The sequence below is a fragment of the Desulfotomaculum defluvii genome (genome assembly GCF_054657375.1).
In genome coordinates this window covers 23,990-41,696 of the sequence record NZ_BAAHYV010000007.1, presented here as the reverse complement: position 1 = coordinate 41,696, position 17,707 = coordinate 23,990, and the positions used below count along the sequence as shown (strand labels likewise).

17 protein-coding genes are annotated in these 17,707 nt (G+C 42.3%); 2 read left to right on the top strand and 15 right to left on the bottom strand.

Annotated features, from left to right (window positions below; genetic code table 11):
* Positions 1-21 precede the first annotated feature (21 nt).
* The 7 genes from hrcA to ACYQ03_RS07215 form a co-directional block, all read right to left on the bottom strand.
* Positions 22-1,065 carry a heat-inducible transcriptional repressor HrcA gene (gene hrcA / locus ACYQ03_RS07245; RefSeq protein ID WP_459908836.1) on the bottom strand — a complete coding sequence of 348 codons (1,044 nt, stop codon included), beginning with the start codon at positions 1,063-1,065 and terminating at the stop codon, positions 22-24.
* A 319-nt stretch (positions 1,066-1,384) separates the two neighbouring features.
* Positions 1,385-2,521 (bottom strand): radical SAM family heme chaperone HemW, encoded by a 1,137-nt coding sequence (gene hemW / locus ACYQ03_RS07240; protein ID WP_459908834.1) that lies wholly within the window; start codon positions 2,519-2,521, stop codon positions 1,385-1,387.
* Positions 2,512-2,739: a hypothetical protein gene (locus tag ACYQ03_RS07235; protein ID WP_459908832.1), complete on the bottom strand. Its 228-nt coding sequence runs from the start codon at positions 2,737-2,739 to the stop codon at positions 2,512-2,514. The genes hemW and ACYQ03_RS07235 overlap by 10 nt, the downstream gene beginning before the upstream one ends.
* A 17-nt stretch (positions 2,740-2,756) precedes the next feature.
* A complete protein-coding gene (gene lepA, locus ACYQ03_RS07230) occupies positions 2,757-4,562 on the bottom strand; it encodes a translation elongation factor 4 (RefSeq protein ID WP_459908830.1) in 1,806 nt (601 codons plus the stop codon).
* A gap of 154 nt (positions 4,563-4,716) precedes the next feature.
* Positions 4,717-5,184: a hypothetical protein gene (locus tag ACYQ03_RS07225; protein WP_459908828.1), complete on the bottom strand. Its 468-nt coding sequence runs from the start codon at positions 5,182-5,184 to the stop codon at positions 4,717-4,719.
* An 86-nt stretch (positions 5,185-5,270) separates the two neighbouring features.
* Positions 5,271-6,446: a stage II sporulation protein P gene (gene spoIIP, locus ACYQ03_RS07220; RefSeq protein WP_459908826.1), complete on the bottom strand. Its 1,176-nt coding sequence runs from the start codon at positions 6,444-6,446 to the stop codon at positions 5,271-5,273.
* A gap of 78 nt (positions 6,447-6,524) precedes the next feature.
* Positions 6,525-6,848 carry a phage holin family protein gene (locus tag ACYQ03_RS07215; protein ID WP_459910772.1) on the bottom strand — a complete coding sequence of 108 codons (324 nt, stop codon included), beginning with the start codon at positions 6,846-6,848 and terminating at the stop codon, positions 6,525-6,527.
* 136 nt (positions 6,849-6,984) lie between these two features.
* Between ACYQ03_RS07215 and rpsT the strand changes: the two genes are divergently transcribed.
* Positions 6,985-7,251 carry a 30S ribosomal protein S20 gene (gene rpsT / locus ACYQ03_RS07210; protein ID WP_459908824.1) on the top strand — a complete coding sequence of 89 codons (267 nt, stop codon included), beginning with the start codon at positions 6,985-6,987 and terminating at the stop codon, positions 7,249-7,251.
* A 206-nt stretch (positions 7,252-7,457) separates the two neighbouring features.
* Here the strand turns inward: rpsT and holA are convergent, their stop codons facing one another.
* Both holA and ACYQ03_RS07200 read right to left on the bottom strand, forming a co-directional pair.
* Complete coding sequence (holA, locus tag ACYQ03_RS07205; protein WP_459908823.1) at positions 7,458-8,513, bottom strand: DNA polymerase III subunit delta; 1,056 nt, start codon at positions 8,511-8,513, stop codon at positions 7,458-7,460.
* A complete protein-coding gene (locus tag ACYQ03_RS07200; RefSeq protein WP_459910771.1) occupies positions 8,514-8,834 on the bottom strand; it encodes an MTH1187 family thiamine-binding protein in 321 nt (106 codons plus the stop codon).
* Between the two features lie 112 nt (positions 8,835-8,946).
* On the opposite strand from ACYQ03_RS07200, the gene ACYQ03_RS07195 reads away from it, so the two are divergent.
* Positions 8,947-9,723, top strand: coding sequence for a DUF1444 family protein (locus ACYQ03_RS07195; RefSeq protein WP_459908821.1), 777 nt, complete (start codon positions 8,947-8,949; stop codon positions 9,721-9,723).
* A gap of 41 nt (positions 9,724-9,764) precedes the next feature.
* Here the strand turns inward: ACYQ03_RS07195 and ACYQ03_RS07190 are convergent, their stop codons facing one another.
* The 6 genes from ACYQ03_RS07190 to leuS all read right to left on the bottom strand — a co-directional run bounded on the left by ACYQ03_RS07190 (position 9,765) and on the right by leuS (position 17,646).
* The gene (locus ACYQ03_RS07190) at positions 9,765-12,143 is read right to left on the bottom strand and encodes a DNA internalization-related competence protein ComEC/Rec2 (protein WP_459908819.1); all 2,379 of its coding nucleotides are present in this window, start codon (positions 12,141-12,143) and stop codon (positions 9,765-9,767) included.
* A 5-nt stretch (positions 12,144-12,148) separates the two neighbouring features.
* Positions 12,149-12,796: a lytic transglycosylase domain-containing protein gene (locus ACYQ03_RS07185; protein WP_459908818.1), complete on the bottom strand. Its 648-nt coding sequence runs from the start codon at positions 12,794-12,796 to the stop codon at positions 12,149-12,151.
* A 100-nt stretch (positions 12,797-12,896) separates the two neighbouring features.
* The gene (locus ACYQ03_RS07180; RefSeq protein WP_459908817.1) at positions 12,897-13,544 is read right to left on the bottom strand and encodes a helix-hairpin-helix domain-containing protein; all 648 of its coding nucleotides are present in this window, start codon (positions 13,542-13,544) and stop codon (positions 12,897-12,899) included.
* A 141-nt stretch (positions 13,545-13,685) separates the two neighbouring features.
* Positions 13,686-14,390, bottom strand: coding sequence for a DUF421 domain-containing protein (locus ACYQ03_RS07175; RefSeq protein WP_459908816.1), 705 nt, complete (start codon positions 14,388-14,390; stop codon positions 13,686-13,688).
* A 67-nt stretch (positions 14,391-14,457) separates the two neighbouring features.
* Positions 14,458-15,012 (bottom strand): DUF2179 domain-containing protein, encoded by a 555-nt coding sequence (locus ACYQ03_RS07170; RefSeq protein WP_459908814.1) that lies wholly within the window; start codon positions 15,010-15,012, stop codon positions 14,458-14,460.
* A gap of 150 nt (positions 15,013-15,162) precedes the next feature.
* Positions 15,163-17,646 carry a leucine--tRNA ligase gene (gene leuS / locus ACYQ03_RS07165; protein ID WP_459908812.1) on the bottom strand — a complete coding sequence of 828 codons (2,484 nt, stop codon included), beginning with the start codon at positions 17,644-17,646 and terminating at the stop codon, positions 15,163-15,165.
* Positions 17,647-17,707: the final 61 nt, after the last annotated feature.

Here is a 17,707-nt window from a genome sequence, read left to right as displayed (position 1 = left end):
AAACGGTTCCTCCTTACTCCATCAAACCTGCCCTTTTAGAATACGATCAAGTGTTCTGGATAGATTACGTGACATGCAGTCAACAACTGTGACGGCCCTGGCATAGTCCATCCGGGTAGGTCCCAATACACCGATGGTTCCCAATATTTTATCTCCCACTTGATAGGTGGCAGTTACCATACTACAATCCTGAATTTCCTGGCGAATGTTTTCCTTGCCGATCTTAATGGTGATTCCTTGACTTTCCTTTGGATATTCAAGGATATCCTTAAGCAAGTCTCCCTGTTCTAGTAATGAAAGAAGTACTTTTACCCTTTCAACATTATGGAACTCAGGTTGGTTTAGAATATTGAATACCCCTTCGAGATAGATTTTATCCTCTTTGGCTGGGGTAATTCCCTCCTGCATCAGCTCAATGGCCAAATCGAGAATACTACGATGTTTGGACAGTTCAAAGTAAATTTCTTTGATCAAATTAAATCTGATACTGTCCAACGTTTTGCCTTGCAGTTTTTCGTTCAGAACACGGGAAATTTGGTCAAGATCTTGTTGCGTAATGTTCTCCGATACAGACATCATTTGATGATGTACAGCACCGGTATCCATTACCACAATCAATATAGCCTGAGTAGGAGCCATTAGTACCAACTGCACATGTTTATACGCACTCATGCCAAAGTTTGGCATTTGAACCAGCGCCGTATAATGGGTAAGCTGAGCCATCATTCTGCCGGTGCGGTTCAGAATTTCTCCTACTTCACGGACTTTATTTTCATAACCACGCCTAATAGTTCCTTCTTCTTCCTCACTAAGCTGTTCCCGTTGCATTAAGCAATCCACATAGTAACGATAACCTAGATTGGAAGGTATGCGACCAGCTGAGGTGTGGGGCTGTTCGATATAGCCCATTTCCTCTAAATCAGACATCTCATTGCGAATGGTCGCTGGGCTGACGCCTAACTTATATTTACGGGAAATGGTCCTCGATCCTACTGGCTCCGCCGTGTTTACATAGTCCTTAATGATGGCCAACAGAATCTGTTGTTTTCTTTCATCCATTTTCACGTCGGCTCACCCTCCTAGCTTACCCTTACAGGGTGTTAGCACTCTAGTTCGATGAGTGCTAACTTAATTTTAAATTTAGCAAATGGGAAAATATTTGTCAAGGATAGTAGGTTATACCGCAAGCATCATATATGGCCTATAAAGCGGTTTATGACCATTTATAGCCATCAACCGTCTTATGGCCAATTAGCTTTTAGCTTTTAGCTTTTAGCTTTTAGCTTTTAGCTTTTAGCTTTTAGCTTTTAGCAGTTTGACGCGTATGATGTGCGAAGGTTTCTTAATTGCTAATGGCTAAAAACTAATAACTAACAGCTATAAGCTAAACAAACTCAGCAAATACCTGATTCGCTATTGGTAAACCCTTCTCTGTTAATTTAAGATACCCATCCTCGGATTTTACTAAACCTAGTTGCTCCAAATGGGCAATTTCCCTGGCATAAATTTTGTATATCGATAAGCCAAAACGTTTTTCAAAATCTATCATTTTTAAACCCTTTAACATACGCAGGCCCAGAAAGACCGTTTCTTCCATTTGTTCTTTGACAGTTAGAGAAGTTTTTTCAGCCACAGGATGCTGTCCAGTTTTTAGCAATGAAACATAATTATCAATATTCTCTATGTTGCTCCAACGTGAGTGGTCATAATGAGAATGGGCCCCCGGACCAAAACCCAGATATTCCTTGTTATGCCAATAAAGTAAATTATGCTGGCAGCAATATCCGGGCCGGGCAAAATTAGATATCTCGTAGTGTTCATAACCCATCGTCCTTAAAAACTCAATGGCTAACTGAAACATGGCCAAATCATCCTCTTCGGAACAGGCCGGTAATTTCCCTTGTTCAATGGAGCAGGTTAAAGGAGTCCCTTCTTCTAGCTGCAACCCATAGCAAGAGATATGCTCTGGTTCCAGTGCAACTACATCTGTCAGTGTCTGCTGCCACTGGCTAAGGCTTTGACACGGCAAGCCAAAGATCAAATCTAAATTAATATTGTTAAAGCCTGCCTGCCTTGCCTGAGAAACGGCTTCCCGAGCTTGACTAAAATCGTGTATACGACCCAGGATTGTCAGAAGTTCTTGATGGGTGGACTGCACACCGAGGCTGAGACGGTTGAATCCTGCTGCTCTTAATTCTTTAAGATAGGTAAGACTTACTGTGCCCGGGTTAGCCTCAGTGGTTATTTCTGCATCCTTGGCAATAGAAAAGGAACGGTCCAGCCGTTCCAAAATACTTATCAATTGCCCGGACATAAGAGAAGTGGGCGTTCCACCGCCCACAAAGATGCTTTCTATTGATCTATTCTTTACCCCAAGGGTTTCTCGATAAAGTTCAATTTCCAATTCCAGTCCCTGGAGGTATTCTGCCACCTGTTGCTGGCTTAGTGGATAGGAAATAAAATCACAGTACAGACATTTGCGAATACAAAAGGGTACATGAATGTATAAACCTATGGACATGGCTTCACCAGCTTGTCTCGTATTTCCTCGATTAATCGTTGTTCTTGTTCAGGCTTTTGGAGCCATTCCTCTACCACTGGCCAAACCTGGGGACAGCGTCCTTTCGCTCCAGTTAAGGCACGCACTGTTTTATCAACGATCTTACGCTGGTCTTTGGTTAAGGTACCGTGGCCCGCCTTTTCCAAGACTGGTTTTAGATTTTTTAAATAACAGGTCATATTGTCTACCTCTCTGTCTATTCTTCGATGCTGAGAACAGCCATAAAGGCCTCTTGAGGTATTTCTACATTCCCCACCTGTTTCATGCGCTTTTTACCTTCTTTTTGTTTCTCCAGTAATTTCCTTTTGCGGCTAATATCACCACCGTAGCATTTGGCTAAAACATCCTTGCGCATGGCCTTAACGTTTTCCCTGGCAATAATCTTATTACCAATGGCGGCTTGCACTGGAATCTCAAACATCTGCCGGGGAATTAAGGAACGAAGTTTTACTACCAGTGCTCTTCCCCTAGTAGTAGCTCTTTCGCGGTGAATAATACAGGATAATGCATCTAACACTTCACCATTTAGCATAATATCCAGTTTAACCAGATCAGACTGCCGATAACCAATCATTTCGTAATCCAAAGATGCATATCCCTTGGTCCGGGATTTTAACTGGTCAAAGAAATCATAAATGATTTCCGATAGAGGAATCTCATAGGTTAACATGACACGGGTAACTCCCATATACTCCATATTGCTATAAGTACCTCGTTTACCCTGGCAAAGTTCCATCACCGTACCCACAAAATCCTTGGGAACCATGATGGTAGCTTTAACGTATGGCTCTTCAATTATTTCAATATTATTAACCGGAGGTAAGTTGGCAGGGTTATCAATTTCCATAACCTCACCCTTGGTAGTGGTTACCCGGTAGACTACGCTGGGTGCTGTGGTAATAAGACTTAAGCCGTATTCCCTCTCTAAACGTTCCTGTATGATTTCCATGTGTAGCAAACCCAAAAAGCCGCAACGGAAACCAAAACCCAGAGCATCGGATGTTTCTGGTTCATAAATCAGGGAAGCATCATTTAACTTTAGTTTATCAAGGGCATCCCTTAAATCTTCATAGTCAACGGTATCCACTGGATATAGTCCACAGAATACCATGGGGGTAACTTTACGGTAACCAGGAAGTGGCTCCTGGGCAGAATTTTGGGCAGAGGTGATGGTATCACCTACCCGGACATCCTGCACATTTTTCATACTGGCAGCCACCAAACCAACTTCGCCAGGTTTTAATTCATCCACAAAGGTCATATGGGGGTTAAATACTCCCACTTCCGTAACCTCAAACTCTTTCTTAGTAGCCATCATGCGGATGCGCATGCCAGGTTTTATTGTTCCATGCATTACCCGGATGTAGGCAATAACACCCCGATAGGCATCATAATGGGAGTCAAATATTAAAGCCTGGAGAGGTGCCTCAGACTCACCCTTGGGAGGTGCAACCTTAGTCACAACCTGTTCTAAAATTTCTTTAATTCCCACGCCAGTTTTGGCCGACGCGAGCACCGCATCCGAAGTATCCAGACCTATAACTTCTTCTATTTCTTGTTTTACCCGTTCTGGCTCTGCACTGGGTAGGTCGATCTTATTGATAACTGGAATAATTTCCAGATTGTTCTCTATAGCTAGATAAACGTTAGCCAGAGTCTGGGCTTCAATACCCTGAGAGGCATCAACAACTAGCAGGGCACCTTCACAGGCAGCTAAACTACGGGACACTTCATAGGTAAAGTCAACGTGACCGGGAGTATCAATAAGATTCAACTGATATTCCTGCCCATCTGCTGCGGTATAAAACAGACGAACAGCCTGAAGTTTAATAGTTATGCCCCGTTCTCTTTCTAGATCCATTTTATCCAGTACTTGTTCAGTCATTTCCCTCTGACTAAGGGCACCGGTTTCTTCTAAAATTCGGTCAGCCAGCGTTGATTTTCCGTGGTCAATATGTGCGATAATACAAAAGTTTCTAATACGATTTTGGGGGGTTGACATTCTTTACTCCTCCGCTTTCAAAAAACGACATACGATATAATTATAGCATTGGTTTTGTTCAGCTTCAACTTCTCTTTAGCCTTTAGCTGTTAGCCTTTAGCTAAAACAAAAATCAAAAACTAATATCTAAAAGCTAAAAACTAAGATCTAATGGCTAATGATTTGCAGCAGACTTGTCCCTAATCCACTGATTAACAGCTTGTACCTTTTCAGATGCCAAAAGCTCCTGCCAATGTTGATTGACAACTTCTTTGACTAGGGTTGCTTTTTCCGTTATTTCAGGGAGAGCTATGATCCTTTGGTACTGTTCTTGTACAGTTTCTTTTAGCCAATGGACTTTTTCATGAATTTGGGAGTTATTTTTAAGGCTCACCAATTTGTCCGCGGCAATTTCCCAACTATTATCGGCATATTTCTCTATGGCTGCTGTATTTACCTCCAGCTTTTCACCCAAAAAATCAATTTCAAGATTTCCTGAATCTTGCCTGGAAAGAGCAAATACTGAGGCCGGCTGTTCAGGTAACACCAAACGGTTAAAATATTCGTTGGCAATGTAAACGCCAAACCCTACCACTATAACAAAGGCACCTACCAACACAAAAAACAAAGCATTTCTTAACATCTAAAGGCACCTCCCCACTATAAGGATGTGCCTTTAGAGGTACTACTATACATTTTTTACCATAACAAAATTGACTTTGGTATCCTTTAAAGGTTTTGTATTTCTGGATCTACCCCTTCGTTTTCTAGATAATTTTCCGATTGGCTTCCATCTATTTCTGCTCCTGTGGAGTCTTCCTGTTCCTTTAGTACTGGTTTCTCCCTTGTTTCTGATTCTTTCTTCTTTAATTCCTCCTTAATAATCGCAGCTAAAGCATCTGCCAACATAGTAACGCTGGCCTTTGCTTCTTCTAGAGAATTATTATCAGAACCCACTTCAACTAAAATGGCACCAGGGTGCAAAAACTGATTATAACGTCCTTCTTTGACCCTTACCCCCAAACAAAGGCCAGGGTAGATCTTATCTAATTTTTCAGCTATTTTGCAGGCAAATTGATAGTTTTGTTTCCAGTTGGGGAAAGGCAGCCTTGCATCTGAGCCAACGATAAATAAAATGGGAGCTACTTTTTTACCCTTTACTTCTACTAAACAATCATCCCGACTACGTCCAGCATCCCGGTGTATATCCAACATGGTAACCATGGAAGTGTTCTGATCTACTATTTGCTTTGCAGTCTTTTCCGACTCTAAATAGGATGTTGCGTAACGGGCATCATGAATTTTATCTGATAAGACTACTCTAATTTCATGCTTATCTGTCAATTGCTTTTGCAATTCCTTGGCAACTAGCACAACCCCACCCTGTTTACCGGTTAGACGATCGGTACCGTCGGTCAAAGAATAGGTTTCTCCTGTGTGGGTAGTATAGATACCTACTAATACATCTTTACTTAAATTTGCTAATTCCTTAGGTTTTGTTAGAACTGGCTGAACGTTCATAACTACGGCCTCATGTAACTCAACTTGAGCCAACATAGGGATCTGTGATTTCAAAATTGTTAGTGGTACAAGGTCAAATCCTGTTACACCGGCCAGCCAGTACCAAGCCGCTCTACCAGGGCTTTCCATTTCTTCTGGAGTATCTTGCCAAGCTAGAGCCGGCATGGATGTCAAGATCATACCCCGATGATTTTGAAAAAAGATCGAAGCTAACCACTCAACTGAATCTTCTAAGGCACCTTGGGTATATATTTTGTTAACTTGCAGGGTATTTACTAAAAAAGTAAACCAAAATACTATAATAAGAAGAAGGGAAACCAATGGTACTATTTTTTTTTTGGACCTGGTCCTAAGGGTATGATTGCTCCCGAATATAAAAATCACCCCCCTGGGGCTTAATATGGTAATAAGTATGCCCCGAGGGAGGTTGGTATGAGGTAAAATTTTTATAACATCATTAAATTATCTCACAGCTGTAGGAACAAAGGCATCAATAAGACCTATAATAAAGGCTGAAATTAGTGCACCAAAGATACTAACACTGAGTAAGTTGGGAATGATAAATTGAGCAAGGTATATAACCACTGCGGCAGTAATAAATCCAACCAGACCCCTTCTTTGTGGAGATATGCGGTCACCCAGCAAACTTTCTGCTATGTAACCAAGGACAGCGATAACCACAGCTGCAATTAAAGCACCAATAAAACCTCCCTTAACCACAAAACCTGGAGAAAGCCAACTCACTACCATTAATACCAGAGCGGAAACGATAAAGCGAACAATCATTCCTAACAAAATATTCACCCCCTGTTTTTCATTATGAAATTATGATTTACTAAAAGGGGTAATGATATACTAAAGTTTGCTTGCATTTTAATATTATGCGTGGTAAAATAACTTTTGGTTGGGGAGGTGAGAAATTTTGCCTAATATTAAGTCTGCTATTAAGCGGGTGGAACTTACTCAAAAACGTACTATTCGTAATGCTAGCATCAAATCCGCTGTTAAAACTGCAATCCGCAGATACGAGAAAGCTTTAGCCGAAGCTGACAAAGAAGTGGCTTTGACTGAACTACGTAAAGCTATGGTGGCTGTTGATAAAGCTGTAACCAAAGGTGTTTTGCATAAAAATGCCGCAGCTCGAAAAAAATCTCGCCTAACCAAGCGGTATAATAAAATTGCTGGCTAATAATTAAACCACCCAATGGGTGGTTTTTTACTTTATATTTGATATTACCACCCATGACTCCTATTCACAAACCACAGATGCGAAAATACTGTGGCCATGGGTCCTGTGTCGTAGGCTATGAGCTGAAGACCCCTAAGCAAAATAATTACATAAGCCAAGTCCCATGGTTCATGGCACACATCCGACCCATAAAAAATGTCACTAAGCTAATAATGCTGATGGCTAAATTGAATTAACATAGTTTCGATGGCTGGTAGAAAATCTCTCTGGCCTTTCTTTATGTCCGCATCAATGGATGCAATTTGCTCCAGTGCCCATTTTATTCTTGGAGTTCCCCCCCGCCGAACCTGCGCCAGAGCTTTTTTGATGACGAAATCATGCATTCCCATTTTTCCTGCAATTTCCCTTTCGAGGCAGCCTGACTGGAGCAGTGCATTGGCCTGAAGGGCAATTCGAAATTGTCTTGCCAAAAGCGCTAAAATCTTTGGCGGCTGCTCCTTTAAGGAAAGCAATTCCCGAATACCATTTAAAGCCTTGGCTGTGTGCCCGGCTACAGCGTCATCCACCACTGTGAAAATATTTTGTTCTATATTAATAATACCAACCTCTCGGACGTCTGTGACTGTAATTACTTGTTCACTGCCTATATAGTTAAGGATTTTATTAATTTCATTGGTTAAATTTAGTAACCCTAATTTACCATTAGTTTCTACTAGCTCCCGGACCGCAGCTGACTCAATCTTATTTCCCGATGCTTGCATAACCTGGTTAACCCAAGCAATCATTTCCGTGGGTTTGAGCATTTTGAAATCGACAACCTGGCCCTTAGCACCTACTGCCTTATATAGTTTTTTGCGGCGATCCACTGCTTCCCGTGCTAAAAAAATCAAACAGGTTGTAGGGGCAGGATTATTTAAATACTCCAATAGGACCGTATCCTTACCAGTCAATTTGGCTTCCTTTGACTCTTCCCCACCTTCTTTACTCTTCCCTTTACCAGAAAACCATGGCGCATTCTTAACAATGATTAACCTCCGTTCTGACATAAAGGGTAAATTTTCTGCCAGGGCAACCACTGTGCTAATTTCAGTTTCTTCACCGTCTAATAGGTCGAGATTAAAATCCGTTGCCTGGGGTAATAGATACTCTATAAATTTCTCTACTGCCTTTTCTTTCAAATATTCTTCTTCCCCATAAAAAAGGTAAACTGAGGAAACGAGACCCCGTTGCAGGCTGTTCATCAAAGCTTTGTAATACTCCATTTAGTCCGTGCCACCTGGCTTAATTAGTTTTTCTTCCACCGAAGCAACCTTGCCCTCCATTGTACTTTTTTTGTCTCGCCTGTCATCAATACGAATAATGGTATTAACCCTGTCCGCCCCTGCAGCAAAGGGTTGCTCATGCATTTGCTGCACCAAATTCATAACTTGCTCTAATTCGCCTTCTATAATGGTACCCATCGGAGTTAACTGAAATTGAATACCTTTGGATTTTTCCAATATCCCCAGGCAACCGGCAACAAAACTACTTAAACTGGTATTCCCTGTGCCAAGGGGTATTACTGTAACTTCTACAATGGCTATGAAAATCACCTCTTTTAAAATTCATCGCATATATTTGTTCTAAAGATATTATATTACAGTAACATACAGATCACAAACAACAGATGTCTCTTATATGGGGAGGATGATATAGGTGGATAGACAAACCTTTCAGAAAACCATCTCGGAATTCATCTTGGGCGCTGTTCCCAAGTCCTTAATTTATAACTTAGATAACTTCAGTATTCGGATGAAAAAAGGGGATTATTGGATTGATCTGGCTTTGGAGAACTTTTACAAAGGGTACTGCCGTCAAAAGGCTTCCATGCGACAAATTTATATTTCTGAGGTATTAGCACCTTTTATCAAGGATCTCCGGCGGGAAAGTGGTGTCAATCACCTGGATGTCAAGGAGAATCTACACCAAGTCTATCCACTGATTGTAGGTCCCCAGGATGCCAAGGGCATTACAACAACACCACTGACGGACAATCTTTTTATCGCTTATATATTGGATCAGGGAATGCGTTTTTTCTACTTAGATGATACTACTATTGAAGCCTTAGATCTTTCTCTAGGACAATTAAAACAATTGGCCCTGAGAAACTTTTTTCGGGATCAAGTCAAACCCCTACAGGTTTTTGATGAGAAAAGGAACCTCTTTGGTTTTAATTATGGTGACTCCTACGATTCAAGTCGCTTGCTTTCCATCATTTATAGGCCAGAAAAGCACGGTATTCCCCTAAATCGCAAAGTATATGTGATGGTACCTAACCGAGATGTGGTACTATTACTGTACTCCAATGAAGAAAGTGATCTTCGGCAGTCTATTATGATTGGCCGCAGTAGTTTTCTTAATAATCCTTACCCGGTTAGTGGACAGCTATTTCAGGTAAAAAATGGGGTTATCCAGGAATGTGCTCGCTATTAGCTTTGCCCTCAGCCTTGAGCTTTAGGTGCCTTGATAAGTCGCTATTTCCCTGTTTGGACCAGCCATTTAGAACCATTGGTGGTAAAGATTACGGCACCATGCTGATCAGTACGATAAATTTTACTGTTTACCTCCCTAAGAGCTGCTAAAGTTCTAGGTGACGGGTGATTAAATCGGTTGCCAGCCCCTACAGATATAATTGCAGCTTGGGGGCTCATGCTGTCAAAAAAATTCTTATAAAAGTAACTGCTGCCATGATGAGGTACCTTTAGTATTTCTGGGTTAACCAACTGTTGTTTTTCAAGCAACCTTTGTTCAGCTTCCACTTCGATATCTCCAGTCAACAAAGCTGTACGCTCCAGATAATTTAGTAAAAATACTAAGCTGTTGTTATTAGCATCCGAATTGGTGCCCTTTATTATATTCTCCGGGGATAAACATTGCATAGTTACTTGGGAATCAATCCTTAGTTGATCCCCTTTTTTGACGGCATAAATGGGTATATGCCGGTTTCTTATTTCTTGCAACAATTCATGATAACCTTTGTCAACATCGTCATCCCGCTCAAGCCCATAGGGTGATATCACCACCATTGTCACAGGCATTACTTCGACAATGGTTCTGGCACCGGCCACATGATCTGCATGGGGGTGAGTTAGTATTAGTGCATCCAGTTGATTGATACCCAACCTATGCAGATAGGGTAAAACAACATTTGTTCCCGCTCCCCGGCCCGTTAAAAGTTCATCCCGCCACCCCCCTGTATCAATAAGAACCACTCGGTGACCCGGTGTGATTAATAAAGTGCTGTCTCCTTGCCCTACATCAATAAAATGCAATTGTAGGGGTTTCGAAGTTGGCATAAACAACCAAAGGATAAGTAGTAGGGTAGGTACCAGGGTAACAATTCTATATTTTCCCTTCGGTAATATCTGTATAAGCCTTCCTCTATCTTTCGGATATTGTAGAATATGAAACATAAAAATTAACGTGAGATAGTAAAGGAAAATTAACCAAAGGGGTGGTGTTGCAAGATAAAAAGAGGCCCCTGGTAGGGAATGACAAAACTGTACCAAGTGGATAAATAGGTTAATTAATACCCCGGTACCGATATTCAGAAAACAACCTAGGGGTAGGTAGAGTATCCCTACCAGAAGGGCTAAAGCCCCCATTAACATAATAATGCCAACAAGATGAACCGTTAGTAAATTTGCCAAAATAGAAACCGGTGAGACGAGATTGAAGTAAAGTATCACTAGAGGTAAAGTTGCCAGTTGAGCAGCTAATGGAATTGTTATTAATAACAGGATGACCTTGGGGATTTGATGTAGAAGATTGTTTAATACTGGTGTTATATAAAGCAACCCCCAGGTTGCGGCAAAGGAAAGTTGAAAGCCAATATCAAATAAATTCAGGGGATTGATAACTAATATGATCCCAGCAGTCACAGCTAATGTGGTTGGCCAATCCCGTTGACGCCCCAGATGGTGAGCTAAAAGAAGTAATATCGCCATAAGGGTGGAGCGTAGAACTGCCGGTCCTAAACCTGTCATCACCGCATAAAATAGCAACAGGGGAATTGTTACAGGTGCAATATAACGAACTGGCACATGAAACAGCCGCAGCAGGACTAATATCATCCCAGCCACCAAACCGACATGGTACCCCGAAACACTGAGGATATGGACAAGACCAGTTTCATTGAATGCTAAGGCTATTTCTGGGGGTATATCACCCCGAGTACCAAAAATCAGGCCCTTTAAGATGGCCGCCTTATCTTGGGACAGGCTTTGATCATATATGTTTTCCAGATAACTCCGTAAATCCAAGGCTATTTTTACTATTTCAGAACCTTCCCTACCGAGGACTTTGACATCCTCTGTTCGCTGGACAGTTAAGATGGCCGCAATGCCTTGTCCGGTTAACCAAGCATGGTAATCAAAGGCCCCGGGATTCCCGGGCAGTTCCGGTACAGATAAATAGCCGGTACACTTTAATATATCACCATAGCGGTATTTCTTTTTATTCTCTATAGTCTTAACCCGGAGTACTCCTGTGGTTGGTTTCGCTTGACCATTCTCAATTATGTGTTGTACTTTGAATTTATAGAAGCTTGCTTCGGGCCTATGGTCTGGTTGATTAATAACAATGCCAGTTACCTGAATATTCTTTCCTTTTAAATCACTGAGTGGTGAGGCCACCGTGGACAATTCTAAGCTGGTCAGGGCCATGCCCAGACAAAAAGATGCAACAAAAAGGACCCAGGTATTAAAACGCCAGGTCCTGATGATTCCGATTGCTGCAGCAATACAGGCGACAACCGCTGCCCCAACAGCAGCGAGCATATGTACTTTAAAGGTTGTTGTTGCAATGATACCAAGCATAAAGGCCAGTAATAAAATAACTAGGGGTCGCTTCATTAGAACTAGCTCCCCAAGTATCTTTGCTGGTAACCAATCACCCTGTTGATATAGCGGGTGGTTTCCTCAAAGGGAGGTACACCTTGATGTCGGTCCACATTACCTGGTCCGGCGTTGTATGCCGCCAGTGCCTTTTTTACATCCCCTTGATAACGTTCCAGCAGGGACTTTAAATAGCGTACACCACCCTCAACGTTTTGCTCAGGGTCGTAAGGATTTGTCACACCTAGACTACGAGCAGTGGCAGGCATTAGTTGCATTAACCCCATTGCCCCAGCACCAGAGGTTGCGCCAGGCTTAAAATCAGACTCCGCCTTAGCCACTGCCTTACAAAGGGCTGGGTCCATGCCATGTCGTAAAGCCGCTTTTTCCACAATCGCCTCATATTCTTGACCGGACGCGGCACGGAAGGAAGCGGCCGCAATTGCCGCAGAGGCCTGGACTTGTTTTGTTGGTAGATGGGGTAATTCAACCAGATTTAACCCTGGCTTTAAAGCTGACTGCTCTCCTTTACTACCAGCCTCTGCAGCAAGCAACTGGGCCAGTACGAGAGAAAAGTCAATAGCTTGATCCCCTTTATTTTCTTGTGACCCATTTATGCCCATCTCCAGGGCCTGTAACCTGATTAACTGGGCCAATAGACTTACATCCATCTGCTCACATCCTTTTAGCTGTTAGCCTCTAGTCTACATAATTGTACGGATCGACACGGAAGTCGTTCCCTACGCTTACATACACAAGACAGTTAGTTAACTATTGAGCTGTAATTAGCTCCTGTAAATCCTCAAACTTTTTATCTCCGATACCTGAAACATTTTTCAAATCATCGATGGTTTGGAAAGGGCCATTGGCCTCCCGGTGTTCAATGATTCTTTCCGCTAATGCCGGCCCAATACCAGGCAGAGAATCCAACTCTGCTAGGCTAGCAAAATTAATATTGATTAAACCGCCACCTTGGGTAACTGAGGGGACTGCAGGCCTATTTATAGTAGGGGGCGTCCCCTGCATTGGTACTGGCACTGCAGTTACTTGAGCCATAGATTGTCCCGGGGTCGTTGGTTCCACTATACTGGGAATTTGAAGTTTCTGGCCATCTTTCAAAGGTGCCGCCAAATTAAGCATACTGAGATCCGCATCTGCTGTCGGCACTGCTAGTTTTATCGCATCTTTGACTCGACTATTCGCAGGAAGTTGATATACATCAGGCTTTTCTACTGACCCAGCCACATGTACAAAAACATCCTTGATTTCTTCGGAGCTTTCTAGGTCATCTGTAGACTGTAATGTAACCAGTTCTACTGGTTGATCAGCTTTATTAGCAAATTGATAGCCAGCGGAAAAGAGCACAACAGCCATTATTATTAAAATAATGATTTGTTCTTTACGACCTAGGTTTATCATAAGAACACTCCCCATGGTGGGATTACGGTTGTATGGTAATTTCTACTTCTACTGACAATTTCCTTCTGTTTTAGAAAAAGTAGTTGGTTCTTTTTAGCCGTTAATCATTAGCAATTGGTCCATTTATAAAGTGATTAAAGATTATTTACTGGCATGGTCATCGTTTTGACAATCAATCAACAGTTGCCCCTTAGTATTTAAGGTGGCTAAAAGGACTTTTTGGGGTTGAATCCCCTGTTCTGCTAAGGTTTCCTTTAACCAATTCTCATCTAGATTGATACTATGTAGATTCTCCTTCAGAACGTCCCCATCCATCACCAACACAGTAGGTAATCCTTCATAGCCAGTGTTAATACCCAGATCTTCAGGTGTCACAGGTCTTTTTTGGGATTTGGGGATGACGCTTAGCCTGCCCGAAGGCTCTAGAATGGCATACTCAACATCTTCTATATTGTGAAATCCCTTTTCCCTTAATTGGCTCAATAAATCATCGAGATTATAGCGGGAAGCACGCATTTCATGTTTTAACAGGTGGCCATTTTCTATGATAATTTGGGGCGATCCATAGAAGACTTTTCTTAGGGGACGGTTCACCAAGGCTAAATAGGAGAAAAGCACTTCCAAAACACCTAATGTTACCAATGGTACGATGCCATGCCAAATTGGGATCATCAGAGATCCCATTGGTATGGCTGCCAATTCTGCTAAGATAATAGCTACAACAAAATCCAGAGTAGAAAGCTGGCCAATCTCCCTTTTTCCCATGAGGCGAACGATAACCAAGACTGCAAAATAAATAATGACAGTCCGCCAGATATGAGGAAATATGCCATGAAAATGATCCATGAAAACCGTTACCTCCCTGCAGGCAATAGTCACTTTAGTATGCTGCCACAGGTCTGGTTATATTCAATTATTTTGACTTGATAAGCCTGCTTTTGGGTACTGGAAAAACCCCACCTCGAACAGCCCTGGCATCAGAAATATTAAAGAAAATTCCTGGTTGTACCGTGTCTAAAATTTTTGTGGCTATTTTTAAGTTTCTTCTATTTAACAAGACAAATAAAATTGTTCGTTCTCCATTTCTGCCACAACCACAGACAGTTGTTACGCCAAAGCCTTGGTCGCGGAAACGAGTACATAATTCATCCACATTCTCTGTAGAAGGATAGACTTGCATGGATAAGTGTCCCACTGCTAACCATTCTTCAATTAACGAGCCAAGGAAATTACCTGTGGCAAAACCCGCTGCATAGGCAATGATTTTATATGGGTCGTCCATACCACCGCTCAAGGCCTGTCCTAGGGCCACAATGAATATACTGACCTCAACAAAACCAATCAAACTGGCAACCAGTTTACGCCCGCGCATGAGCATCAAAAGCCTTAAAACATCCAGTGACATATCAGCTACCCTAGCAAAGAAGATAAATAGGTACGCACCTAAGTGAGTTGAGAGAATTTCCATGATGTTCACCTCTATTTGTCAGTCTTTAGTCTTTAGCCTTTAGTCTTGTCATGAAAGTCTACTAGCTGTTACTAAAAGCTAAGATCTAATGGCTAATAGCCAACGGCAAAAATTAAAGACACCTGTTAGGGTGTCTTTAATTTTTAGCATTTATTTTACCACGATGTTTAATAATTTGCCCGGTACTGGAATTACTTTAACAACTTGTTTATTACCGATTAGACCTTTTATTAACTCCATTTCCATTAGGTATTGCTGCATTTCTGCTGGCTTCATATTGGCAGGTATATTTAATCGCTCCCGAACCTTACCGTTGATTTGAACAGCAATCTCAACTTCATCCTCCACCAGAGCAGCGGGATCATAGGTGGGCCAGAGCTGCTTGTGTACACTTCCCTTATGTCCAGTGGCGGACCAAAGATCCTCTGCAATATGGGGAGTAAAGGGAGCCATCAGGACAATGACTGTGTTAATGGCCTCGGCAAGTACATCTACATCTCTTTCTACCTCAGCAACTTTATCGCGGTAGGTGTATAACCCATTTACCAGTTCCATAATAGTACTAATGGCGGTATTGAAATTAAAACGCCCACTGATATCCTCGGTTACTTTCTTGATGGCATAGTGTGTTAAGCGGCGCATTTCTTTGTGCACACCCACATAATTTGTACCTGCAGGGATAGCAGATGCCTTCACTATTTCATCCTTTACGGAATAAATTAACCGCCATACACGATTGAGGAAACGGTGACTTCCCTCTACACCTCTGTCACTCCATTCTAAGTCCCTTTCAGGCGGAGCAGCAAAAAGTATAAACATTCTAGCTGTATCGGCACCGTAACGCTCAATAATCTCCTCGGGACTTACGACGTTGCCCTTCGACTTAGACATTTTGGTACCGTCTTTTAAGACCATCCCTTGGGTCAAGAGATTCTCAAAGGGCTCTTGGACATTGACCAAACCCAGGTCATGGAAAACCTTGGTGAAAAATCTTGAATACAGTAGGTGTAAGATTGCATGCTCTACACCACCAATATACTGATCAACATTCATCCAGCGGTCTACTTTGTTTTTATTCCAAGCCTCTTCTGTATCTCTGGCACTGGTATAGCGTAAATAGTACCAGGAAGAATCCACAAAGGTGTCCATTGTATCTGTTTCTCTATGTGCTGGTCCACCACACTGGGGACAAGTGGTATTGACAAAATCTGGTCTACCCTTCAATGGCGACTCACCAGTTGGCTTAAAGGCTACATCAGTGGGCAGCAATACAGGTAATTGTTCATCTGGTACTGGTACAGCCCCACACTTTTCACAGTAGACTATGGGGATTGGTGTCCCCCAATAACGCTGACGGGAAATTAACCAATCCCGCAGGCGGAAATTCACAATTCCCTTACCAATTCCCTGTTCTTCAGCATACTGGATAACCTTTTTGATTCCCTGACGGTTTGGAGTTCCGTCAAAGGGACCTGAGTTAACCATAATTCCGTCTTCGGTGTAGGCTTCAGTCATTTCCTCAGCCTGAAGTTCTTTATCCTTAGCAGGATATATAACAACCTTTACGGGTAAATCATATTTATGAGCAAATTCAAAGTCCCTCTCATCGTGGGCAGGAACACCCATGACAGCACCAGTACCATAGTGGTAAAGAACATAGTTGGCAGCCAGAATGGGAACCCTTTCTCCATTAAAGGGATTGATGCAATGGGCCCCTATAAAAACGCCCTCTTTTTCGGAACTAGTCCGAGTTAATTCAGTCAGTTTGCTAACCCGGTTTACAAACTCAGACACCTCTGCTTCCTGGGGAGTACCAGCAGAAAGCTTGGCCACCAGCGGATGTTCTGCGGCTAGAACCATATAAGATACACCATATACCGTATCCGGACGGGTGGTAAAGACTGAAATACTATCATCACTGCCATCTACTGGAAAGGTAAGCTCGGCACCTTGACTACGGCCTATCCAATTCTCTTGCATGATTTTAACTTTGTCCGGCCAACCCTTTAACAATTTTAAATCATCCAGCAAGCGCTGGGCATATTCGGTAATACGGAAAAACCATTGTTCTAATTCCTTTTGTTCAACTACTGCACTGCATCTTTCACAAGCACCTTCAACCACCTGCTCATTGGCCAGAACTGTTGCACAATCCGGACACCAGTTGACCCGGGCATGCTTTTTATAGCATAGGCCCTTTTTATATAGTTGAAGGAACAACCATTGTCCCCACTTATAATATTCGGGATGACAAGTGGCCACCTCACGGTTCCAATCATAACTAAGGCCAAGCTGCTTTAACTGACTTCTCATATGATCAATGTTATCCCAGGTCCAAGTGGCAGGGGCAATGCCATTTTTAATGGCAGCATTTTCTGCGGGTAGGCCAAAGGCATCCCAACCCATTGGGTGCAGTACATCATAACCCTGCATAGTTTTAAACCTAGCCACTACATCTCCAATTGAATAGTTCCTTACGTGACCCATGTGCAGTTTGCCAGATGGATAAGGAAACATTTCTAAACAGTAGTATTTAGGACGCTCTGAGAAATCTGGAACCTGGTATGTATTTTTCTTATCCCAGTCTTCTTGCCACTTTTTCTCTATTTCTTTGAAGTCATAATGCTCTTGCAAAGTACTTCCTCCTAGCCCCTTTTGCTATTTTCGTAATCTTTAATAAAGTTGCATTCCTCGC

Coding starts and splice junctions, on each gene's coding strand:
- hemW (WP_459908834.1), bottom strand. CDS start 2,521: ATGTCCATAGGTTTATACATTCATGTACCCTTTTGTATTCGCAAATGT.
- ACYQ03_RS07235 (WP_459908832.1), bottom strand. CDS start 2,739: ATGACCTGTTATTTAAAAAATCTAAAACCAGTCTTGGAAAAGGCGGGC.
- lepA (WP_459908830.1), bottom strand. CDS start 4,562: ATGTCAACCCCCCAAAATCGTATTAGAAACTTTTGTATTATCGCACAT.
- ACYQ03_RS07225 (WP_459908828.1), bottom strand. CDS start 5,184: ATGTTAAGAAATGCTTTGTTTTTTGTGTTGGTAGGTGCCTTTGTTATA.
- ACYQ03_RS07215 (WP_459910772.1), bottom strand. CDS start 6,848: ATGATTGTTCGCTTTATCGTTTCCGCTCTGGTATTAATGGTAGTGAGT.
- holA (WP_459908823.1), bottom strand. CDS start 8,513: ATGGAGTATTACAAAGCTTTGATGAACAGCCTGCAACGGGGTCTCGTT.
- ACYQ03_RS07190 (WP_459908819.1), bottom strand. CDS start 12,143: ATGAAGCGACCCCTAGTTATTTTATTACTGGCCTTTATGCTTGGTATC.
- ACYQ03_RS07185 (WP_459908818.1), bottom strand. CDS start 12,796: ATGGATGTAAGTCTATTGGCCCAGTTAATCAGGTTACAGGCCCTGGAG.
- ACYQ03_RS07180 (WP_459908817.1), bottom strand. CDS start 13,544: ATGATAAACCTAGGTCGTAAAGAACAAATCATTATTTTAATAATAATG.
- ACYQ03_RS07175 (WP_459908816.1), bottom strand. CDS start 14,390: ATGGATCATTTTCATGGCATATTTCCTCATATCTGGCGGACTGTCATT.
- ACYQ03_RS07170 (WP_459908814.1), bottom strand. CDS start 15,012: ATGGAAATTCTCTCAACTCACTTAGGTGCGTACCTATTTATCTTCTTT.